Origin of the sequence: Flagellimonas zhangzhouensis, assembly GCF_900102925.1 — a bacterium.
Classification (GTDB): domain Bacteria; phylum Bacteroidota; class Bacteroidia; order Flavobacteriales; family Flavobacteriaceae; genus Flagellimonas; species Flagellimonas zhangzhouensis.
The window spans coordinates 39486-61013 of sequence record NZ_FNKI01000004.1 but is presented as its reverse complement, the minus strand read 5'-3'; the positions used below and the strand labels follow the sequence as shown (position 1 = coordinate 61013).

At 41.2% G+C, this 21528-nt stretch carries 19 protein-coding genes and 1 pseudogene; 8 read left to right on the top strand and 12 right to left on the bottom strand.

Going from position 1 to position 21528, the window contains the following annotated elements; translation table 11 throughout:
• Positions 1-68: 68 nt before the first annotated feature.
• Together BLQ18_RS14850 and BLQ18_RS14845 are read right to left on the bottom strand one after the other, a co-directional pair.
• Positions 69-2609 carry an ABC transporter permease gene (locus tag BLQ18_RS14850; protein WP_245668147.1) on the bottom strand — a complete coding sequence of 847 codons (2541 nt, stop codon included), beginning with the start codon at positions 2607-2609 and terminating at the stop codon, positions 69-71.
• 2 nt (positions 2610-2611) lie between these two features.
• The gene (locus BLQ18_RS14845) at positions 2612-3289 is read right to left on the bottom strand and encodes an ABC transporter ATP-binding protein (protein ID WP_090298381.1); all 678 of its coding nucleotides are present in this window, start codon (positions 3287-3289) and stop codon (positions 2612-2614) included.
• A 42-nt stretch (positions 3290-3331) separates the two neighbouring features.
• On the opposite strand from BLQ18_RS14845, the gene BLQ18_RS14840 reads away from it, so the two are divergent.
• The gene (locus tag BLQ18_RS14840) at positions 3332-4033 is read left to right on the top strand and encodes an arylesterase (protein WP_090298378.1); all 702 of its coding nucleotides are present in this window, start codon (positions 3332-3334) and stop codon (positions 4031-4033) included.
• Positions 4034-4043: 10 nt separating this feature from the next.
• Here the strand turns inward: BLQ18_RS14840 and BLQ18_RS14835 are convergent, their stop codons facing one another.
• The 3 genes from BLQ18_RS14835 to BLQ18_RS14825 are packed head-to-tail and all read right to left on the bottom strand — an operon-like array spanning position 4044 to position 6414.
• Positions 4044-5054, bottom strand: coding sequence for a bile acid:sodium symporter family protein (locus tag BLQ18_RS14835; protein ID WP_090298375.1), 1011 nt, complete (start codon positions 5052-5054; stop codon positions 4044-4046).
• Between the two features lie 34 nt (positions 5055-5088).
• Positions 5089-6108, bottom strand: coding sequence for an LLM class flavin-dependent oxidoreductase (locus BLQ18_RS14830; protein ID WP_090298366.1), 1020 nt, complete (start codon positions 6106-6108; stop codon positions 5089-5091).
• Positions 6109-6144: 36 nt separating this feature from the next.
• Positions 6145-6414, bottom strand: a complete 270-nt coding sequence (locus BLQ18_RS14825; RefSeq protein ID WP_090298363.1) for an ArsR/SmtB family transcription factor — start codon at positions 6412-6414, stop codon at positions 6145-6147.
• Between the two features lie 235 nt (positions 6415-6649).
• Here BLQ18_RS14825 and BLQ18_RS14820 point away from each other — a divergent pair, with 235 nt between their 5' ends.
• Positions 6650-7222, top strand: a complete 573-nt coding sequence (locus BLQ18_RS14820; RefSeq protein ID WP_175443782.1) for a Crp/Fnr family transcriptional regulator — start codon at positions 6650-6652, stop codon at positions 7220-7222.
• A gap of 78 nt (positions 7223-7300) precedes the next feature.
• Here BLQ18_RS14820 and can read toward each other — a convergent pair whose 3' ends face one another.
• The 3 genes from can to BLQ18_RS14805 all read right to left on the bottom strand — a co-directional run bounded on the left by can (position 7301) and on the right by BLQ18_RS14805 (position 9483).
• Positions 7301-7939 (bottom strand): carbonate dehydratase, encoded by a 639-nt coding sequence (can, locus tag BLQ18_RS14815; RefSeq protein WP_090298357.1) that lies wholly within the window; start codon positions 7937-7939, stop codon positions 7301-7303.
• A 45-nt stretch (positions 7940-7984) separates the two neighbouring features.
• Positions 7985-8818 carry a DMT family transporter gene (locus tag BLQ18_RS14810; protein WP_313795038.1) on the bottom strand — a complete coding sequence of 278 codons (834 nt, stop codon included), beginning with the start codon at positions 8816-8818 and terminating at the stop codon, positions 7985-7987.
• A gap of 137 nt (positions 8819-8955) precedes the next feature.
• On the bottom strand, positions 8956-9483 hold the full coding sequence (locus BLQ18_RS14805) for a DinB family protein (RefSeq protein ID WP_090298602.1): 528 nt from the start codon (positions 9481-9483) through the stop codon (positions 8956-8958).
• 741 nt (positions 9484-10224) lie between these two features.
• On the opposite strand from BLQ18_RS14805, the gene BLQ18_RS14800 reads away from it, so the two are divergent.
• Genes BLQ18_RS14800 through BLQ18_RS14790 form a run of 3 tightly spaced genes read left to right on the top strand, consistent with a single transcriptional unit; the run spans position 10225 to position 14106 of the window.
• Positions 10225-11574: a porin gene (locus tag BLQ18_RS14800; RefSeq protein WP_245668146.1), complete on the top strand. Its 1350-nt coding sequence runs from the start codon at positions 10225-10227 to the stop codon at positions 11572-11574.
• A gap of 23 nt (positions 11575-11597) precedes the next feature.
• Positions 11598-12677: an imelysin family protein gene (locus BLQ18_RS14795; RefSeq protein WP_090298351.1), complete on the top strand. Its 1080-nt coding sequence runs from the start codon at positions 11598-11600 to the stop codon at positions 12675-12677.
• A gap of 49 nt (positions 12678-12726) precedes the next feature.
• A complete protein-coding gene (locus tag BLQ18_RS14790) occupies positions 12727-14106 on the top strand; it encodes a di-heme oxidoreductase family protein (protein WP_090298598.1) in 1380 nt (459 codons plus the stop codon).
• Between the two features lie 15 nt (positions 14107-14121).
• Here BLQ18_RS14790 and BLQ18_RS16910 read toward each other — a convergent pair whose 3' ends face one another.
• From BLQ18_RS16910 to BLQ18_RS17120, 4 genes are all read right to left on the bottom strand, one after another.
• Complete coding sequence (locus BLQ18_RS16910) at positions 14122-14430, bottom strand: efflux RND transporter permease subunit (protein WP_245668145.1); 309 nt, start codon at positions 14428-14430, stop codon at positions 14122-14124.
• A gap of 65 nt (positions 14431-14495) precedes the next feature.
• On the bottom strand, positions 14496-15233 hold the full coding sequence (gene istB, locus BLQ18_RS14780; protein ID WP_090298345.1) for an IS21-like element helper ATPase IstB: 738 nt from the start codon (positions 15231-15233) through the stop codon (positions 14496-14498).
• Between the two features lie 20 nt (positions 15234-15253).
• Positions 15254-16423, bottom strand: coding sequence for an IS21 family transposase (istA, locus tag BLQ18_RS14775; protein ID WP_245668144.1), 1170 nt, complete (start codon positions 16421-16423; stop codon positions 15254-15256).
• On the bottom strand, positions 16399-16797 hold the full coding sequence (locus BLQ18_RS17120) for a hypothetical protein (protein ID WP_245668143.1): 399 nt from the start codon (positions 16795-16797) through the stop codon (positions 16399-16401). Before BLQ18_RS17120 ends, istA begins: the two co-directional genes overlap by 25 nt.
• A gap of 155 nt (positions 16798-16952) precedes the next feature.
• Here BLQ18_RS17120 and BLQ18_RS17115 point away from each other — a divergent pair.
• From BLQ18_RS17115 to BLQ18_RS14760, 3 genes and pseudogenes are all read left to right on the top strand, one after another.
• Positions 16953-17111: pseudogene (locus tag BLQ18_RS17115) on the top strand (site-specific integrase); the annotation flags it as partial.
• Positions 17112-17459: 348 nt separating this feature from the next.
• On the top strand, positions 17460-20285 hold the full coding sequence (locus BLQ18_RS14765; protein WP_090298340.1) for a TonB-dependent receptor: 2826 nt from the start codon (positions 17460-17462) through the stop codon (positions 20283-20285).
• Positions 20286-20308: 23 nt separating this feature from the next.
• Entirely contained in the window at positions 20309-21508 is a 1200-nt protein-coding gene (locus BLQ18_RS14760) for a hypothetical protein (RefSeq protein ID WP_090298337.1), read from the top strand.
• The last annotated feature ends 20 nt before the right edge of the window (positions 21509-21528 follow it).

Genomic DNA, 21528 nt, shown 5'->3' with positions numbered 1-21528 from the left:
TAAAAAGCCCCTTTAAAAGGGGCTTTTATTATCATAAATTATCAACTAGAAGGACTTCTCACAAATCACTACTCTTTCTCCTTCTTCAATACAGAAAGCGGTGAATTCTTAACAATACTTATGCTATTTCCAACACCTAAGGCAAAGACCAAAAAAGTAATCGCTGGTAGAATAATAGCAAATGGTATCCAAGATGGGACAAAAGTGGTTTCAAAAAGCATGTAAGCCAATAATGAGCTTCCTAAAACGGCAAGAACAACACCCATAAAAGCTCCCAAGAATCCTAATACTGAATATTCAATCGCAATCATTTTTAAGATTTGAGAACCTTGCGCGCCTAATGTCCTCAACAAAGCACCTTGCTTTACCCGTTGATGTTTGCTGCTATAAATAGCACCCATAAGAACAGCTACTCCCACAAAAATGCTGAAGAATGCCATAAAATTGATAACCCAACTGATTTTACCCAATATGTCCTCTAACAAACTTAAGATTCGTTTTAAGTCCAGAATGGACACGTTAGGAAATTTGCTCACCAACTGCTGTTGCAACTTTGCAGAACCTAAATCATCATTTGTTCTTGTGGTCATAACACCAAATTGAGGGGCCTTTTCGAGCACCCCAGCGGGAAACACCACTGAAAAATTGGGTTGCAACCTACTCCAATCCACTTCGCGGACACTTTGCACCACGGTACTCATTATTTTGCCCTGCACATTAAAGGACACTGGGTCACCAACAGAAACCTTAGCCATTTTGGAAAAATCACTGCTTACGGAAATAGGGACATCTTTATCCGAATCAACTTTGCTTACCCAATTCCCAAAAAGCAATCTTTCGGAACCAATCAAACTATCGCGATAGGTAACCCTAAATTCATGGTTCAATATCCAACGACCTACCTGTGACGTGGTATCTTTTCGAATCTCATCGACTGGTCTACCGTTCAAAGCATCAACACGCATGGTCACGATTGGAATTTTGTCAATTACTGGCATTTCTGCAGCTTGAATGGTCTGTGCGATCGACTCCACTTGTTGACTTTGAATATCCATCAAAATCATGTTGGCACTATTGGCTCTATCTTCAATAGCAGCCTTTTCCAAGAGCATATCTTTGGTAAAATATAGCGTGCTTATTAAAAAGGTTCCTATTCCAATGGCCAATACCAAAACCAAGGTTTGGTTTTGTGGTCGAAATAAATTTTTAAGACTTTGACGTGCTATAAAGCCCCAAGAATGAGGGAAGAACTTTTGTAAGGCGGTCATAAATAATTTGGCAATTCCAGTCAGAATTAAAAACACAACCAACAGCCCTATTACAAAAAATAATGCTCTCATCACATCATCCAACAGCCACAAGGAAAAGCTAAAGACAAACAAAACTATGCCCAAACCAACGGCTGTTGTTGCCCATTTAGATCTGGATTCTGGTTCTTGAACCACCCGTAAGGTTTGCAAAGGAGACACATAAAGTGTTTTCATCAATGGATATAGGGCAAACAAAACAGACATCGCCAACCCTAAGGTCAGTCCCAGCAAAATACTTTGGAACGACATAGTGACATCAACATCTACTGGTAATAAATCGCCCAATAATACTGGGAATAATTGCTGAAGCAAATATCCAATTGCTGCACCCAATAATCCTCCCACGATTCCCATATAGGCTATTTGAATGAAAAATATGAGATAGCTTTGGCGTTTGGATGCGCCCAAACATTTGAGCACTGCAATGGATTTTATCTTCATTTGAACATAAATTCCCATTCCACTGGCTATTCCAACACACCCCAACAACAATGCAATAAATCCAACCAGATTCAAGAATTTACCAAAATTCTCATAGCGTCTGCCCAAACGTCTCGCTTCAGATAAATGGGTATCCAAATCAGCATCGTTTTCATCCATTACACGCCATAACGACTCGTTCAACAAAGCCATATCCTGACCTTCATCCGCCTCGAAATAGTATTTATACCCAACTCGACTTCCTGTTTGTACCAATCCAGTGGCCTCTATAAATTCAAAAGGAATAAGTACGGGGGGTGCAATGGCTCCAAAAACGGAGCTACTTCCTGGAACATTTTCCAAAGTACCTATAATGGGCAAGGTGACAGCACCCAATTTTATACTATCGCCCTGCTTTAAATTAAGTTGAAGCATGGTAGTTGCATCGACCAAGGCTGACCCATTTCTAAAACCAGTAGCGGCAGTTGTGGGTTCTGTTTCCAAATCTCCATAAAATGGAAAACCACCTTCCACTCCCCTTACCTCAACCAATTTGGTTCCTCCCTTATCAGGAAAAGCAGCCATGGATGTAAAATTGATTTCACGGGCATCGAATCCACCTAAGGAATCCATAATGCCCATCACTTTTTCATTGACTGGTTTATCGCTTTCAATAACGTAATCTGCACCCAAGAGTGCTTTGGACTGGGAGGCTATATTTTCTTTTAGCAATCCACTAAACGAATGCACACTGACCACAGCGGAAACTCCTAATGTGATGGAAAAAACAAACAATAAAAGTTTGCCGTAGCTTGCTTTTCCATCGCGCCACGCCATTTTTAATAACCATGAAAATCCTGCTTTGTTTGCGTTGCCCATAATCAACCTACAGTTTCTTCAATTTTACCAGACCTTAACCTGATACTTTTATCTGTTTTTTGGGCCAACTCCAAATCGTGGGTCACAATGACCAATGCGGTACCTTGTTCTTTATTGAGTTCAAAAAGCAAGGATTCTATTTTGGTCCCCGTTTCATCGTCCAGATTTCCTGTTGGCTCATCGGCAAAAAGAATGGATGGTTTATTGGCAAATGCACGGGCCAGAGCCACACGTTGTTGTTCCCCTCCCGATAATTGGGATGGATAATGCCCAGCTCTCTCCAAAAGACCAACTTTGGCCAAGAGCTCCTTACCTTGCTCCGATGCTTTTTTTACACCTCTCAATTCCAATGGAACGATAACATTTTCCAAAGCCGTTAAGGTGGGCAACAATTGAAAATCTTGAAACACAAAACCTACATTTTCATTACGCAAGCGTGCTCTTCCATCTTCATCCAAGGCATACAAATTCTTATCGCACAGCCATATTTCACCAGAATCTGTGGTATCCAATCCTGCGCAAAGTCCCAATAAGGTTGTTTTTCCGCTTCCTGATGGACCAACAATGGCAAAAGTTTCACCTCCTGCTACTTCAAAAGAAACATCATTGAGAACATGGAGGTCATGCTCGCCACTCCGATAAGTTTTAGAGAGGTTTTGAACTTTTAATATCTTTGACATAACTAGTTTTTGGTTGAAACACTCAAAATACTAAAATTGCTCATGACCAAGATAACTCCAAGCTTTTTCAAGTCGTTAATGTTTTGTTATTTTTTATCCTTACCCCTAATTGGATGCGGTGAAAAGAAGGTTGAAAATCAAAATAAGGAACAGGTTTCCGAAACCGAACCAGCGGTAAAAGAAACTTCTAAATCCTCTAAAAAAATTCTCTTTTTCGGGGATAGCCTTACTGCAGGGTATGGACTCGAAGTAAGTCAGGCCTTTCCAGCTTTGATTCAAGAACGATTGGATTCCCTTGGTTTGGATTTTTTTGTTATCAATGCAGGTTTGAGTGGGGAAACCACGGCCAGTGGAAAAAACCGTTTGGATTGGGTATTGGAAGACGGAATTGAGATTGTTATTATAGAATTGGGTGCCAATGATGGTCTACGGGGCATTCCTTTAACCGAAACAGAATCCAATCTTCAAAGTATGGTAGATAAAGTGCAAAGTGAGCTGCCCAACGCCAAAATTATTTTGGCAGGCATGCAAATCCCACCAAACATGGGGCCTGAATACACCTCAACATTTAAGCAAATATTCCCAAAATTGGCGGAATCGGAAAACATCTCCTTGATTCCCTTTTTATTGGAAAATGTAGCTGGAATTCCTGAACTCAATCAAGGGGACGGTATTCATCCAACGGTAGAAGGTCAACAAATAGTAGCTGAAAATGTATGGGAGGTTTTGGAGCCTGTACTTTAAGTAATTTTAATTATCCCAATTCACTTTTGATCTGATTTTCCTCTACCTCTTTTCCCAATCGGGTAGCCTGAAAACTGATGATCAAAATCTGCGAAGCATGAAAAAGTATTAGTGGTAGCAGAATAATCCCTGTTGGCATGGAAGCTGGAAATAGAATCTTGGAAAATACCGTTCCATGTACCAAAGACTTTTTAGTTCCACAAAATCGGGCCGTAATCTTATCTTCCCTACTGAATCCCAGCTTGTTCGATAAAAATCCTATCACAGCGTACACGAAGAAAAAGATGGCAAGAACCCCGATATAAATTAAAACCATAGTTTTGAAGTTAACCGATTCAAAAACCTCATCCTCAAAAGAATGCACAAAGCTTTTGTATATAATGAGCAGGATAACCGATTTATCGAACAAGGTTAAATAAGAACTGTATCGAGCAGCGTATTTACCTAGGAACCTGTTCAAAAGTAACCCCAGAATTACAGGCAACAATATTTCCGTCAGCAGTTTTACGTACACATCCATCAAACTGAAATCACCTGCCTTTTGTTCTAAAAAGACTCCCAACCAAAGAGGAGTCATCACAATTCCTATTAGTCCAGAAATACTAGCATTAAAAATAGCTGCAGGAACATTTCCTTTGGCCAAGGACACCATCACCACAGAAGAAGAAACTGTTGATGGCAGTGCGGCCATAAAAAGGAAACCCAGCCAAATATTCTCAGTACTACCGCTGCCCATTAAAGGATAAAATGCCAATACGATCAATGGAAAAAATAAAAAAACGGAAACCTGCACCAAAACATGGAGTTTCCAATTTTTAAGCCCAGTACGTATTTTTTCTGGGCTGAGTTTTAACCCATAAAAGAAAAAGATGAGCGATATGCCCACACTCGATATTGTTCCCAATGGGACCTGACTATCTCTACTTCCCAGTCCTGGAAAAAAATAGGCCAGTACAACCACTAAAATGATTGCCAGTACAAAACGGTCCAATTTAATTTTGGATAATAAATTTTTCACCATAAAGGTTAAAAGATGTAATTCGGTTGATTAGGCATTACACTAATATGCTATTGATTTCATTCATTATCTCTCCAAATAATTCCACCGATTTGACTCGTTCATCAATATTATAAATTGTGGAAACAATCATGAGTTCATCAATTGGGGTTTCTTCCAAAAAGACCTCTAGTTGTTCCTTCACTGTCTGCTTACTTCCAATAAATGTATGTTTCACCATTTGTTGCACTCTAGGGTGCTGCATTACATCTTTAAGTTCAGAGGTCATTTCAAAGGGTTCATCGATATACTCCGTTGTTGTCCCAGACAAAATATTGATTACCAACCTTAAATTGGAGGTATAAAGTAGTTCTGCCTCTTCATCCGTATCGGCCACAAAAACATTCACACCTGCCAGCATGTAAGGTTTTTGCAAAAATTCGGAGGGTGTAAATTGCTTTTTATAAATATTTAAGGCATCATAAAATTGGCCTGTTGCAAAATGACTTGCAAATGCATAGGGCAATCCTTTTTGGGCAGCCAAGTGCGCACTGCTGATACTGGAACCTAAAATATAAATGGGCACATTGACCCCTTCGGCTACTGTAACCCTAACCTTGGCGGATTTATTTTCTTCGGAAAAATACCGCTGAATGGTTTCTATATCATTTGGAAACGAATGAGTGGCCTCAACAAATCCTGATTTAATAGCCTGCGTAGTCGCTGGGTCTGTTCCTGGCGCTCTACCAAGACCTAGATCAATTCTATCGGGAAACAAGTTTCCCAAAGTCCCAAATTGTTCAGCAATTATAAATGGTGAATGATTTGGAAGCATAATTCCTCCAGAGCCAACCCTAATTTTAGAAGTTGCTTGAGCCACGTAACCAATCAATATCTGGGGAGCACTGCTTGCAATTGCAGGCATATTGTGGTGCTCGGCAAACCAAATACGATTATACCCTGCATTTTCTGCTGCTTTTGCTAAAGCAACGGCATTTTGGTACACCGAATGCAGACTATTTCCTTTAGGTACGGTTGCCAATTCTAAAATGGAATAGGCAATATTCTTTTCATTCATAAAAGTGAAGGTGTCTATATGTTTTACAAATAAATATTAAGAGGATTGCAATGCATTAAAGTAATCCTCCATTACATCTTTATTTAAAGAATAGTAATAGAAGCGCCCTTCCTTTTGTGGCAACAACAATTCGGCGTCGACCAATTTTTTAATGTGATGGCTGATGGAAGGCTGTGAAAGATCTAAAAGGGAAACAATTGTAGTGCACTCCAATCGGGATTCATTCGCTTGGACCGCCTTTAAAATCTTTAATCGATTCATATCGCCCAAAGCCTTCGATATCCTTTCAATTTTCTTTAAATCCAAACTTAATATATTGATAAATGCAAATGTATGGATATATCACTTGAAAAGCTAAATTGATCTACTGAAAGCATAATCTACACACCATCAACAAAAAGCATTATTGAAGAATTTGTACAGATCCTCTATTTTTTCAACCAGAACAACTTGATTTTTGTCAATTTCCAGCATAAAAATGATAATTTTAGGGCTTTTTTAGAATTTCGATTAAACCATGACCAACAAGCCAAACTCTAGAATGAATCAGTATATTCTTCAATATCTGAATTCAATTTATCCGTTAAGTCCTGAATTGGAATCCTTTTTAGTAGATAAAATCAAAAGCTGCTCCTTCGAGAAAAACGAGATTATCAGTAAATCAGGTGAAATTTGCAATCGCCTTTATTTAATTAAAAAAGGCATGGTTCGTGGATATTTCATCAGTGATTCCACAGAAATCACTACTTGGATAGACACAGAGAATGAACTTTTCACATCTATAACAGGTTTTTTTAGAAACCAGAAAACTGAAGAATACATTCAAAGTTTGGAAATTACGCTATGTGATTATCTAGAAAATGATGATTACAAATATTGCTTGGAGCATTTTCCCGAGATGCAACAAATTAACCGCATTATGATGGAAGAATATTACATTATGGCGGAACATCGTGTGTATTTGGCAAGGATTCCGAATGCAAGCAAGCGATTGGAATTTTTTATTCAACATATGAAACCTCAAATTTTGGACAGGATTCCCAAAAAACACCTCGCTTCTTATTTGGCCATTAGGCCAGAAACCCTATCAAGGCTTACCAAGGACATGAATTGATTGAAAAAATAGATTTAGTTTAATTCACTACCCATGCAGCCAATAGTATCTACAATAAATTAGGATAAATATTTTTGACTAGTCCCCTAGTTTATAAAATTCTTCCAATTCAGAATTGCTGTTGAAGTTCACGTTCAAGTCTTTTACGATACCTGTACCTACCCCATAAACCCATCCGTGGAGATAAAGTTCATGACCCCTTGTCCAAGCATCTTGAACAATGGATGTTTTGGCCAAATCATAGACCTGTTCCTTCGTATTTAGTTCCACAAAACTATCGAACCGCATCTTTTCATCCTGAATTTTATCCAGTTCTTTATGATGGTGCCGATAAACATCTCTGATGTGTCTGATCCAATTGTCCACCAAACCATAGGATTGATTTCCCATGGCTGCCTTTACACCTCCACAACCATAGTGGCCACAAACTATAATGTGTTTTATTTTAAGGATATTAACGGCATAATCCAATACGCTGAGCATGTTCATATCGGAATGCACAACCATATTGGCAATGTTTCTATGTACAAATACTTCTCCTGGATTTGCACCAATAATTTCATTGGCGGGCACGCGGCTGTCGGAACATCCAATCCATAAAAGAGGTGGCTGTTGGCCCTTCTCCAATTTTTTAAAAAAATCGGCATCCTCATCCAACTTGGACTGCACCCACTTTTTATTGTTCTCGATCAAGCTTTTATAAAAATCCGACGACATATATTTTTTCTTAGTTATCTAATTTACTTTAAACTCTGCACTAACTCATGCTTTTGTCTTCACAAAAGAATTTAGCACCAGAGAAATTACAATCATGGCCAACCCAACAAAACTCCAGAATCCATAAAAATCATTGAACCAAGTGATTCCGATTATTACGGTAAATACCACTTCTAAATATTTAAATGGGGCTACTTGATTGGTTCGAGCAATTTGAAATGCCTTGGTCATGAACAATTGACCAAAAAAACCAAAAACTCCCAAGCTCGACAACAAAAGCCATTCTATTCCTTGAGGCATTTCCCAATTGGGGAGTGCCAAAATCAACCCCAAAATTGCAGCGAGCACCATAAAATAATTTACAATGACCAAGGGGTGTTCGGATTTTCCAATTTTACGAATGACAATATAAACTGCGCCACTAAAAACAGCAGCAATCATTACCAGGGCAAGGCCCTTTATACTCAAATTGGCATCAAAGCCTTTCAAAATCAACACTCCTGAAAAAGCAATGGCAAACAATAGTAGTTGTACTCCCCTCAAAGATTCTTTTAAAAGAAAAATTGCCAGAATTGAAGCTATAATCGGAGAAAGGTATCGAAGGGATACAGCAGTACCCACGGGAAGTTCCTTCAAACTCATAAAAAACAAACTCATTGCCGTCAATCCCAAAATGGCCCTTAAAGTGAGAAGTTTTCTTCTATTCCCCAATAAAGGGATGTCCTTAGACAATAGTAAACATGTGGCCAAAACGGCAGACCCTAATGAGCGAAAAAATACTATTTCAAAAGTTGGTAGATGTACAAGGTGCTTGACCAAGGAATTCATTCCCGTAAAGGAAAGTGTACTGATCAACATAAATAAAATAGCCTTTTTCAACAGGGGTAAGGTTTTGCTAGGCTAAGGTATTAAACTTGAAAAGGCCAACTCCTATTTTTTCATTTGTATTTAGTAGAAAAATTGGGGTTGACCCTTTCTTTAATTCTTAAAGAAGAATCGAAACGATATTCGTATTCCTAAAAGAGTTTTTCATTCGGAGGTTTTACCCCTGCCATTCGGATGTAAATTGTACTCTGTCCCCTGTGATGGGTTTGGTGCTCGAAGGTTTTTGCCAATGCTTGGGCTTTGGACATTTCAAACTGCCCAAATAAGGTAATGTTCTCTGAAAGTTCAGCGTCGCTCATTCCTTTGATTCCTTCGATTACAAAATCGTAACCAGCACTCACTAATTTGGTCACATTCTCTTTAGAGGTATCGGTGCTTTTTTCAGACTCCCCCATCCCTACTGGACTTTCGATACCTGCAATTGCAGCTATAAACCCATAATTGGCATCGGTGATATGCAACATTTGCTCCGCAAAAGATCTTATTTCAGGGGTTGGTTTAAAATCAAATTTATCTGCGGGCATAGCATCTAAATACTCCAAAGTGTAGGCTTTGGCTCGTTCCCAATCCTTTGTCATTTCGGAAACGTTTTGAGAATAGCCTGCATGGAACATTAAGGTAAATAATGCCAATGATAATAGCGTTTTGATAGTTTTCATTTGTTTGTTTTTTGTCCGCATATTGCGGGATTAATTTATGTGATTGAAGTTTAGAAAACTAAATATAACTCTATATCAATAAATTAGGGAATTTTGATAAAAAATAGACATGACCCTCGTTGGAAAGTATAAGTATTCTTAAGAACTGAGGAGCCAATTGGTATATAAACAAAAAAACCACTGATTTCTCAGTGGTTTTTTTTGTCGGGGTGGCAGACCTATGATAGGAAAGCCAATACACTGTATATTAATTATTTACATCACTTTTTAACGCTTGTACACCTATTTGCACAACAAACCCAAAAACGAGCTCTGGAGGATACAATTTGACCTCCAATGATTTGTTTAAAGTACTAAAAAAATGTTGAATTGATGTTATAGTAAAATCTACCCTTAATTGGTTAAGATTTTGCATTTATCCTTGGCACAAAAAAAATTTAGTACCAAACCAAAAACAGATAGGTGAGATCTCTCTTTCTAAATTGTAGTAACAGAATGGTAAACATTATACCTATTCGATTGTTTGCAGCAAAAAATTACTGTCAACTTGAGAATTAAGTTTATTGAAAGGTGAACCGCTACTCTAAATTCACCACTATATTTTTTAATGTATTACTAAGAGACCCTCCCAGAACTATCCTTAAAATTTTCCAGAAAATATCCTTCTTGTTATTTGTATTAAATCTAATTAAAATTAAATTTGCCAAAATTATCTTAACTAAGTCTAAATAAATACAAAAATTGAAACTACAAAAACTCCTCATAGCTGCTGCAATATTAATAGTACAGGTAGCCATTTCACAGGAAACAGATTCCATTACAATCCAAGAACTAAAGGCGCAACTCAAAAAGGAAATCCTGGAAGAACTTAAAAGTGACGAAGGAGAGGCAAAGGAGGATCAGCTATTGCGATGGAGCAACTTTACTTTAAAAGGGTATAGTGTTGTGAACTACTATAACAACGATTATGACACCGACCCCAACTACAAAAGCAAATTTGACCCTGAAAGGCTAAACCTGTATTTATACTACCATTTTACAGATAAAATCAGTTTTAAATCCGAGATCGAGTTTGAGCATGGGGGCACTGGCGCTACAATCGAATACGATACGCAGGAGGAATTCGGAGAATTTGAACAAGAGATCGAAAAGGGTGGTGAAGTCAAATTGGAACAAGCCCATATCAATTTCCAGATGGTTCCCTATTTCAATATGAGGGTAGGAAGGATGAAGATGTATTTCGGCCTACACCAGAGCTTGGATGAACCTACCTCCTATTTCACCACTTATCGGCAAGAAATGGAAAATGAGATCTTACCCTTGGGTTGGTATGAAAATGGTTTGGAATTCTATGGGACATTTGCCAAGCGGTTCAATTACCGTGCCTATATAGTAAGCGGTTTGGACGCCAGTGGGTTCTCGTCAAGGAGATGGATCAAGAATGGTTACCAGACCAAATTTGATTTGGTCAATGCCGGATCCTTGGCCTTTGCCGGAAGGATAGACTATAAATTTGGGACCCATGAGGATACCTATGTGGGCATAGCAGGATATTTGAACGATGCCGCTGCCAACCGACCAAAAAACGACATGGAGGAAAGTGCCTATGTCAGTATCGTAGAGGCCCATATCACCTATAACGAGAACAATCTACGTTTCAATGCGATTGCCTTATATGGCAATCTGGAAAATTCGAACATCGTTTCCCAAAAGAATGCAAACCTATCCAACAAGCTGGGTGCCAAACGGACCCCGGTCGGAAAAAATGCCTTGGGCTTCTCGGTGGAAGCGGGGTACAACATCCTGTCCATGCTTGCACCAAAATCCAAACAACTGCTTTATCCCTTCATGAGATACGATTTTTATGATACCATGTACGATGTGGAAGGCAGTATAGTGGACAATCCAAGATGGGAACGAAATACCATAACAGGGGGATTCAACTGGTTTGTACACAAAAACATAGTCCTCAAGGCCCATTATGTCGATAGACGATTGGGTTCTGAAAACTATGATCGAACAACTTTGGAATATACTGGCAAAAAGCAACATGAACGCATTTTTGCCACTGGAATCGGATATAAATTTTAATGTAACAGAAAACACCAATAATTATGAAACTTAACAAGACAATTGCTATTCTTAGCACTTTTGGCCTTATGGGATTGGCATCCTGCAGTGACAATTCCGCTGATACCGAAACCATCGATACCTCAGCAGAACTCTATACCGAAGTTTTGACCGACCTTTCCGTGGATGTCATCACCCAAACGTATTTTGACCTATCGACCAATGCCTCTGCCATGAACGATCTTTCGGCTACCATCACCATTGGGGATGAAACGACCTTTTCGGCCCTTAAGGAGGCCTGGCAAGATACCCGTGCACCTTGGGAAAAAACCGAAGGCTTTTTATATGGACCGGTGGACACGGAAGGCATTGACCCTGCCATCGACTCCTGGCCCGTTGATGTCAATGCTATCAACAATATTCTAAATAGTGGCAACCCCATCACCTCAAGTCTTTTGGAGAGCAATAATGAAGCACGAGGTTTCCATACGATCGAATATTTCATTTGGGGACTTGACGGGGACAAAACAGCTGCCGAACTTACAGATAGGGAAATTGAATACCTACAGGCGGTCACACAGAACCTAAAGGAAAAAACAGCACAACTTTACGACGGTTGGACATCGTCAGGGGACAACTTTGCGGCCAATTTTATCCTGGCCGGGGAAAGTGGCTCCATCTATACATCCCAGAAGGACGCTTTGCAGGAAATCGTGGAAGGGCTTGCCATCATTGCAGATGAAGTGGCCAATGGAAAGATAGAAGAGCCATTGAACGGAAATAACGGGAGTGCCAAACCAGAGGCAGAGGAGTCCCGGTTCAGCAACAATTCCAAATTGGATTTTGCCAACAATATCAGAAGTATCCAGAACATTTATCTGGGAGATTATGACGGTAATTCCGGAAAGGGCATCACGGATGTCATAGTTACCGTGGATGCCGGCCTGGATGCCGAGGTAAAGGCTGCCATTACCGCAGGAATTACATCCATTGAAGCTATCCCAGGGACCTTTACAGACGCCATTGTCGACAATAGGTCCGAAGTTGAAAACGCACAGGAAAAGGTCTTGGAACTTCTCACGCTATTGGAAAGCAGGATTCTGCCCGCTATTTCAAATCTTTAAAAAAAAGGAATTCAAAATGCAGTACGGGTCGGATAAGAAACGGCAAGTGATGTACAGGTTACTCGTTATGGTAGCCTGTACATTTCTTTCAATTGGGTGTTCAAAAGAGGGCGACAACGGATATGTGGCCATCGAAACGGATCCCGGACGAATCAATGCAGGAGGCGAGACAACCGTCTTTTTGACTTCCAGTAATGCTTTCAGTACGCCCTCCCCGGCCTTGTCCGGAACAGAATTGGATCAACATCTGGATGGTGACTTTCAATTCGAGGCTGCATTCGTGACCGCCCCTGCACAGGTCAACGGGGGTATCGGACCCATTTTCAACAATTCCTCCTGCGTATCCTGTCATCCCCGTGACGGAAGATCACGCTTTCCCGCTGACATCAATGGTCTCAGTGGGTTTTTCCTTAGGGCAAGTGTGCCCGGACAAGATGGATTCGGGGGTGCAGTTCCCCTTCCAGGCTTTGGCACACAGATCCAGAACCAAGCCATATTTGGTTATGAGGCGGAAGCTCGATTTGAGGTAACTTATACCCCATTGGTCGAAACATTGGCCGATGGTTCCAGTGTAACGCTGCAACAGCCCATATACACCATCATCGATAGCTATATCGAGATACCGTCCAATGTGCTTTTCTCCCCACGGTTAGCCCCTCCTGTTTTTGGATTGGGTCTCTTGGAAGCCATCCCGGAAGCGACTCTTTTGACCCATGAGGACATTAACGATTCGGATGGGGACGGCATTTCGGGCAAAGCGAACTATGTCTATGACATTGAAACGCAAACCATGCAGATCGGTCGGTTTGGATGGAAGGCCAATACCTCTTCCATATTGGAACAATGTGTGGCCGCCTACAACCATGATATGGGTATCACCACCTCCTTTTTCCCAAAGGAAACCGGTCATGGACAGGCCAACGGTGATGATGGTTTAGGGGACGACCCTGAATTGAGTGATGAGATAGTGGAACAAGTCGTTTTCTATTGCAAAACATTAGGGGTGCCTGCGGCCCGCGGCATCGACCAAGCAACGGTCCAAAAAGGGGAACAATTGTTCAGTTCCATTGCCTGTGCCAGTTGTCACATTCCCAAAATGCAAACAGGACCCAGTAGCATTCCTGGTCTGGGCAACCAGACCATCTATCCCTATACCGATTTACTTTTGCACGACATGGGTGAGGGACTTGCGGACCATCGGCCTGATTATCTGGCCGATGGGAACGAATGGAAAACCAGACCCTTATGGGGCATAGGTTTGACCCAGGTCGTTAATGGCCATATGGACCTTTTGCACGATGGCCGGGCCAAGAACATTACCGAAGCCATTTTGTGGCACGGTGGGGAAGCAGAAGCCTCCAAACAAGCCTTTAAGGAGCTTTCGGCTACGGACCGCAATGCCCTTCTGGCCTTTATCAACTCCCTTTAAAAACAAACGGCATCCCTATTCCTTTAGATACTTGAGGATAATCGGTAATACGACCAATAGCAGGGGCAAGGCAAAAAGCAACCCACCGATCACCGCAATGGCAAGGGGTTGGTGCAACTGTGCACCTGCCCCTATTCCCAAGGCCAAGGGGATCAAGGCCATGATGGCGGCACTCGCCGTCATCAATTTGGGCCGCAGGCGCATGGCAATGGAATACTCGATCCGTTCCAAATGGGACATGGTAGCATCAAATTCCTGATACTGTCTATAGGTAAAGATGGCATTCTCCCCTATGATGTGGATAAGCCGGGTAAAGTGACCCACCTTCGCCGGATGAAACTGACCAGGGTAAACGAACTGCGTAGATTTGATCTATCCTTGGGTTAAACTTAGTTTTTATTTTTCAATTTTCTTCTCATTGATTCTCCTTTTATGTCGATTCTGTGTGCCGTGTGCACCAAACGGTCGAGGATGGCATCGGCCAGTGTTTTTTCACCTATGATGTCATGCCATACTTCGACTGGTAGTTGTGATGCTATAATAGTGGACCTTTTGCCGTGACGGTCCTCGATGATCTCCATAAGCGCATGCCTGTTGATGTTGTCCAATGGTTTAAGGCCGAAGTCGTCCAAGATGAGCAAGTCCTGTTTTTCAAGTTTGTTTATCTGTTTTGGATAGGAACCGTCGGCCTTTGATGTCTTGAGCAGGGTAAAGAGCTTGGCGGTGTTGAAGTACATGACCTTTCGCCCCAAGGAGCAGGCCTGGTGGCCGATGGCCGAGGCCAGATAACTTTTTCCCACACCGGTACTACCGGTAATAAGTATGTTCTCCCATTTTGGGATGAAGTCGCAAGAGCCTAGTCGCCGGACCAGGTTCTTGTCCAGTTGGCGTGACGGTCGGTAGTCGATAGCTTCCATGACGGCCGCATACCTGAACCTTGCGGACTTGGTCAATCGCTCTATCCTACGGTTGTGCCGGTCGTCCCATTCGCTCTGGATGAGATAGGCGATCAGTTCATCGTTGGTGTAACCGGTGGACGGAGCGCCGGTCTCCATTGTTGTGGTAAAGGCCCTGTGCATTCCATAGAGCCTCATTTCTTTCATCAATTGCATTGTTTTTTCGTTCATATGTCCAGTTTTAAGTGTTTTTATTCATAGTATTTTCCGCCCCTTATGTTCTTGTGTTCGGGCATTTTCGTTCCTTCATCATTACGGTCATCGATCTGGTCCCACCCCTTTTTCAGGATGCGCTCGACCATATTGTAATTGTACGCACCATATTCCGAGGCACGTTTGCACGCACTGTCAAGACGTTCCCTTCCGTACTTTTTGGCAAGGTGGAGTACGCCCAGGCAGGACTTATAGGATTGTTCCGGGTGCTGCTTCTTCTCCAGGATGGCAATGATGTACCCTTTACAGTGTCCGCCGATATTGCCCGCCCAATCGATGAACCTTTCACTGCTCCATTCGCTTACGAACCTGTGGTGCGAGGGCATATGGTCGGCCAAGGTGGTATAGCCGTATTTTTTCCTGTCCCTTGTATGTACGGCGAACCTTTCGTGCTTATGGTAGATCTCGACGATATTGTCGGTATAGACCAGCTTGACCTGTTTGCCGATATGTCTGTATGGCACGCTGTAATAATGCTTGTCCTTCCCAAAATAGATATGGCTGTTCTTGTGCACGGTGGCCTGGGCATAACGTTTTACCTCATAGCGCTTCACCGGCAGGGGCATCAGTTCGCCCTTCTCGATTTCCATGAAAAGCGAACACCTGGAATATTCCCTTCCCCTGAACGGCATTGCGTTGTGTTTTTCCAACAGTTCCCTTATCGCGATGTTGATATCGGCCATGCTATGGAAGACCTGGTTCCGTAAAGGGGCGAACACCCTGGTGTAGATTATCTTCACGGCGTTCTCCACTATGGCCTTGTCCCTTGGCCTGTAGGTACGTGTGGGCAGTATTGCCGTTTCGTAGTGTTCGGCAAAGTCGGCGAAGACCTCGTTGACCTTGGGCTCGTAACGGCTGCTCTTGGTAACCGCCGACTTCAGGTTGTCGGGCACCAGGGCCTTTGGTACGCCGCCATAGAACCATAGGGAGTTCTCGGTGCAGCGGATGAAGTCCTCCAGTTTTTGGCTTGCACAGGCCTCTACATAAGTGTATTGGCTGCTGCGGAGTATACACACGAACACCTCCAGTTCCTTCAGTTCACCGGTGTCCCTGTCAACGATGTGGAGTTTCTTTCCCGTGAAGTCTATAAAGAGCTTGTCGCCGGCCTTGTGCTCCATGTGCATTACCGGCGAGGTCTCCTTGCGCATTCGGCGTACCAGTACTTGAACTGTGAGAGTTTGAAGCCATCGGGATGCTTGGCATAATATTCCTCCCAGAGCAACTGTCGGGTAACCCCGGTCTTTCTTATTTCCTTGTCAAAATAGGGAAAGTACTGCCTTAAGGTCAGCAAACGTTGGCTCTTGCGCTTTTGCCCGTCCTTAAAAAGGTTGTGGAGTTCCTCCAAGGTCATCTTCTCCACTTCGTAGGCCGTAAAACGGTACCGCTTGAAGAATTCTATGTACTTCCTGACCGTGACACGGGATATGCCCAATTGTTGGCTTATCCCCCGTTTGCTCGTGCCGGAGGTGTAAAGTTTGTAAATCAGTTTTGTTTTTCGCATGTCTATCTGCTTGTTCGCCATGGTGCTTTTTAACAAAAAAAGCACTTAGACTTCTTACAGATAGATCTAATCTAAAAGGTGGTCCACTTTCACCCGGCGAGGGTGGGTCACTTTCGTCCGGCCAGCTATGGTCACTTTAACCCGGCGTGGGTGGTATACTATGTCCGGCGTTTCCAGCAAGGCATAGCTTTGGTGATATTTCGGGCGATAAAATACCCATACAAATGCATCAAAAACTATTTCGGCATTCCTCTGTTACTACGACAATAAATTACCAAGCAAACTTCATCCATAAAGAGGCAGATGATGCCCTAGACAGGGTCATCAACTTTTAGATTCAGATCAAGATTCTTAATTGCTACTTCTTCTAGAATCGGGTCAAAAGACTTGATTTTTGTTGTTAACACAGACTTAATAGGTGGTTAACCCAAACATAATATTGACTTTCTAATCTAATTTTTGAAGCTATTATTTTCATTATGAAATTCATTTAAACCTCTGTTTTTATTGACATTTGCTCCTTTATATTTTCAAATTTGATAAGTCAGTTTTTATATATCAATATCGTTTAAAATACCCAAATCTCTTCAAAATAATCCCTCGCACTTTCCATTTAAGATTTCCTTAAAAGTTGCTTACAATTTGCCCGATAGTTTCGAACCATAATTTAAAAATAGGCAAAGTTGAAGCGATTTTTCACACTCACTTATAACACTTTTCAGGCATCTTTCGCTTGGAAAAATTTCTCATTTTCAAAGTACTCTTTACTTATACTTTTTGTCTGCATAAGTTCTATCGGTTTTGCCCAGCAATCTAAAGGTTCTATAGTTGGTTTAATACAAGACAAAGAAGTAAATGAAGAGCCTCTTCCCTTCGCAAACATCCTGATTAAAGGAACTTCTAAAGGAACCACTTCAGATTATGATGGCTTGTACTCTTTAGATAATCTTGAACCTGGCTCTTATACATTGGTTTTTAGTTTTCTGGGCTACGAATCATTGGAGGTTCCAAATGTCAATGTAATAGCTAACAAGGTAACAGAAATAAATGTAGCACTGGGCGCAAGTGCTGCGGCCCTGGATGAAGTCGTTATAAGCACTGTGTCTCGAAAAGATTCTGAAGTTGCCTTGTTATTAGAACAAAAGAAAGCCGTCGCTATCAAGACAGCTATAGGATCAGCAGAACTGGCCCGTAAGGGAGTGGGCAATGCAGAATCTGCCGTTACCAAAGTATCTGGGGTAAGCAAACAGGAAGGGGTCAAAAACGTTTTTGTTCGAGGTTTAGGGGATCGGTATAATTCATCAACACTCAATGGACTTCCGCTGCCGTCGGAAGATCCTGAATACAAGAATATTGCCCTTGATTTTTTCAGTTCAGATATCATTAATAGTGTTGGTATCAGCAAGACATTTGATACGGAAATTTACGGTGATGTGGCTGGAGCCAATATTGATATTGTGTCCAAAGAACTATATGGGAAAGATGATTTAAGGATTAAAATTGGGAGCGGTTTCAACACCCGTGCCGTAAATCAGCAGTTTTTGACTGTAGATGGCGCTAAACCTCTTGGGTTCGGAATTGACAAAAATGTACCGATTACCAGTTTGGGTACGTACGATTTCAAAAATTCTTATGGTCCAAATTCTCAAAACCTTCAATTAAACAATTCTGTTTCCCTCCAATTGGGCAAAAAGTTTGCTTTTAACAATAATGATTCCTTTAGTGCCCTCATCATTGGCAGTTTAGATAATCGCTATGTCTATCAAAATGGCAATACCAAAGTTATAAATGCTCAAGGCCTACCACTACGGGACTTGAAATTTTCCAAATACAACTACAATGTTTCTCAAATACTTATGGGGAATTTTGTATATCGATTTGACGAAAAAGGATCTGTTACCTACAACTCATTATATATTCACAACAATACGCAAGCGGTTGGCGATTACACCGGCCAGTCTGCTAATATTTCAGAAGAAGAAGGCGATTCAGCTTTTATTAGAAGGCAACAGGTCAACAATAACAACCTATTCGTAAACCAGTTATTGTTTGATTTTAAGATTTCCAAAAGATTAGGATTGAACGTTGATGCAGGCTATAATCTTACTCGTGGGAATGAACCCGACAGAAGGCAGAACACCTATGTCTTTGACGGCAATAATTATGAAGTTGCCACAGGTACACCCAGTTATAATCATCGCTTCTTTTCCGATCTTTCTGAAGATGAAGTAACTGGGAAAGCCTATTTGGACTATAAAATTGGAGAGGATTCAGATAACATTCCTAAAAAAGGGAATCTTCGAATTGGTTATAATTTCAGAAAAACCGACCGCAATTTTAACTTTCTACAATTCAATCACGACTTCCCATCGCCTACCGTTGTGGATATTGATAATCCAGACGGCCTCTTCAATCAGGAAAACCTGTCAAATGGTACTTTTCGTTTAGTAACAAACAATGGTTTTAGTTCTGATTTTGACCCTTTAACCCCATTCTTTTATGAGGGCCAAAAAACGGTTCACGCAGGCTTTGCCCAATTTTTGTATTCTTTTACCGATAAATTGTCAGCGATTGCGGGAATCAGATATGAGAATGTGAACCAATATGTAAATTGGAACACCAACCTATCTTCAAGTGAGTTTGATTTAAACGTAGATCCTTCCACTTTGAAAAAAAATTACTTCCTACCCTCCATTAACCTTAAATACAGCATAACAGAGAGCAGTATATTTAGGCTAGCGGGAAGCAAAACCTATACCTTCCCTCAATTTAAGGAGGTTGCCCCATTTTTATATGAGGATGTGAACTTCGCAAGTTTTGGTAATCCCGGTTTAAAACCTTCAGATAACTACAATGTCGATATTAAATATGAATACTATTTGAGTTCTGATGAAATCATTTCATTAACAGGATTCTATAAGCGCATAATAAATCCTATCAACAGGATACAGGTAAATTCAGCGGCTAACCAATTATCCTATATAAACTCGGGTAATAAAGCAGATGTAGCGGGTGCAGAGCTGGAAATCAGAAAAAATATATTCGATAAGGAAAGTGATAACGGAGAAACCCAAAATAATCTTTCCGCTGGACTAAACGCATCTTACCTATACTCAAAACAGGATCTATCTGATCCATCCACAAATTTTACAAATCAGCACGATCAGTTAGAGGGAGCTTCTCCACTTCTTTTGAATTCCGACCTTACTTACAGATTAAAAAAATCCAATTCAGATATAATGGCTTCCGCGGTTCTTAACTATTTCAGCGATAGAATATATTCCATCGGCGTTCGGCAAAAGGGAAATATTGTTGAGACTGGTATCCCAACATTGGATTTTGTAGTGAGATCAGAATTGGGAACCCATTTAGGGGTCAATTTTGCTGCAAAAAACATTCTTGACCCAGAACTTCAACTAACCCAGAAAGACATAAATGGAAACAAAACTATCATTAACAACTTCAAAAAAGGGATAGTCTTATCCCTAGGTATTAACTATAAATTTTAAATCAATAATTAAAACAAAAAAAGATGAAAAAAAAGAGAATTTTTTTAATGAGTTTGGTATCAGCCGCCTTAATTGCTACTTCCTGTTCCTCGGATAGCACAACCGATCCGCAACCACCAGTTGCTCAAAAGGATGGTCAGATTACCGCACAGGATGACCCTGATCTAGACCCGACAGACCTTAAGGGCGATGTCACATCAAATGTAACCTTAACTGCCGACCAAACGTGGTCCTTATCAGGTTCTTTGATAGTAAAACCAGGAGCAACTTTAACTATTGAACCTGGCACGAAAGTAGAAGCGCAAGCGGGTGGTACTAATGTATTTATTGCAGTGGAGCAAGATGGAAAAATCGATGCTTCGGGAACAGCTTCAAATCCAATCACATTGACATCTGGAGCATCAAATCCAAGACCGGGAGACTGGGGCGGTTTGATTATAGCAGGTAGAGCCCCAATAAATTTAGGGGAGACTGCAACCGCAGAAGTTGTTGGCTTAACCTACGGAGGTACGGTTTCGGATGACTCTTCAGGAACTATTAAATATGTTATTGTGGAATATTCAGGAGCAAGAATAAATGGAGAGCAAGAATTCAATGGGTTTACGTTCTATGGTGTTGGAAGCGGTACTGTAGTAGATAATATCGCCGCTTATAATGGTGATGACGACGGTGTGGAGTTTTTTGGAGGAACTGTGAATGCTACCAATATTCTCATAGTAAACGCAAAAGATGATATGTTCGACTGGACGGATGGTTGGACGGGTACTGCTAGCAATCTTTACGGCATACGTGAGTATGGATATAATGATGTTACTTCTGATCCACGAGGTATTGAAGCAGATAGCAATGCTGACAACAATGATGCTACTCCAAGGGCAAACCCAACCATTTCGGATATTACTCTCATCCATCAATCCACCGTTGAACTTTCGGATATGATTAAAATAAGAAGGGGAAGCGCAGGAACTATTACCAATGCCTTGGTAGGTATCCAGGCGGCACCTGGCGAAAGTGCTGGGACTGCTGCTGACTTTATAGACCTTACCGACAGTGCAGGTCCTGGTTCTCCTTTATTTACTATTGATGTGACGGTCTTTGGTGTATTGGATGCTACGGACATTAAAAATGAAGTTGGTGCAACTATCAATGTTGTAGCTGGGAATACCGGAGCTGACGTTTCGGCATTTGCTTGGACAGGATATACATTTCCTACCATCAATTAATTAGTAGGTTATAAAATTGA

What these genes read in the sequence shown, in the direction of transcription:
- BLQ18_RS14850 (WP_245668147.1), bottom strand. Translation starts at nt 2,609, where the DNA reads ATGGGCAACGCAAACAAAGCAGGATTTTCATGGTTATTAAAAATGGCG.
- BLQ18_RS14845 (WP_090298381.1), bottom strand. Translation starts at nt 3,289, where the DNA reads ATGTCAAAGATATTAAAAGTTCAAAACCTCTCTAAAACTTATCGGAGT.
- BLQ18_RS14840 (WP_090298378.1), top strand. Translation starts at nt 3,332, where the DNA reads ATGACCAAGATAACTCCAAGCTTTTTCAAGTCGTTAATGTTTTGTTAT.
- BLQ18_RS14835 (WP_090298375.1), bottom strand. Translation starts at nt 5,054, where the DNA reads ATGGTGAAAAATTTATTATCCAAAATTAAATTGGACCGTTTTGTACTG.
- BLQ18_RS14830 (WP_090298366.1), bottom strand. Translation starts at nt 6,108, where the DNA reads ATGAATGAAAAGAATATTGCCTATTCCATTTTAGAATTGGCAACCGTA.
- BLQ18_RS14820 (WP_175443782.1), top strand. Translation starts at nt 6,650, where the DNA reads ATGAATCAGTATATTCTTCAATATCTGAATTCAATTTATCCGTTAAGT.
- can (WP_090298357.1), bottom strand. Translation starts at nt 7,939, where the DNA reads ATGTCGTCGGATTTTTATAAAAGCTTGATCGAGAACAATAAAAAGTGG.
- BLQ18_RS14805 (WP_090298602.1), bottom strand. Translation starts at nt 9,483, where the DNA reads ATGAAAACTATCAAAACGCTATTATCATTGGCATTATTTACCTTAATG.
- BLQ18_RS14795 (WP_090298351.1), top strand. Translation starts at nt 11,598, where the DNA reads ATGAAACTTAACAAGACAATTGCTATTCTTAGCACTTTTGGCCTTATG.
- BLQ18_RS14790 (WP_090298598.1), top strand. Translation starts at nt 12,727, where the DNA reads ATGTACAGGTTACTCGTTATGGTAGCCTGTACATTTCTTTCAATTGGG.
- istB (WP_090298345.1), bottom strand. Translation starts at nt 15,233, where the DNA reads ATGAACGAAAAAACAATGCAATTGATGAAAGAAATGAGGCTCTATGGA.
- istA (WP_245668144.1), bottom strand. Translation starts at nt 16,423, where the DNA reads ATGCGCAAGGAGACCTCGCCGGTAATGCACATGGAGCACAAGGCCGGC.
- BLQ18_RS17120 (WP_245668143.1), bottom strand. Translation starts at nt 16,797, where the DNA reads ATGGCGAACAAGCAGATAGACATGCGAAAAACAAAACTGATTTACAAA.
- BLQ18_RS14760 (WP_090298337.1), top strand. Translation starts at nt 20,309, where the DNA reads ATGAAAAAAAAGAGAATTTTTTTAATGAGTTTGGTATCAGCCGCCTTA.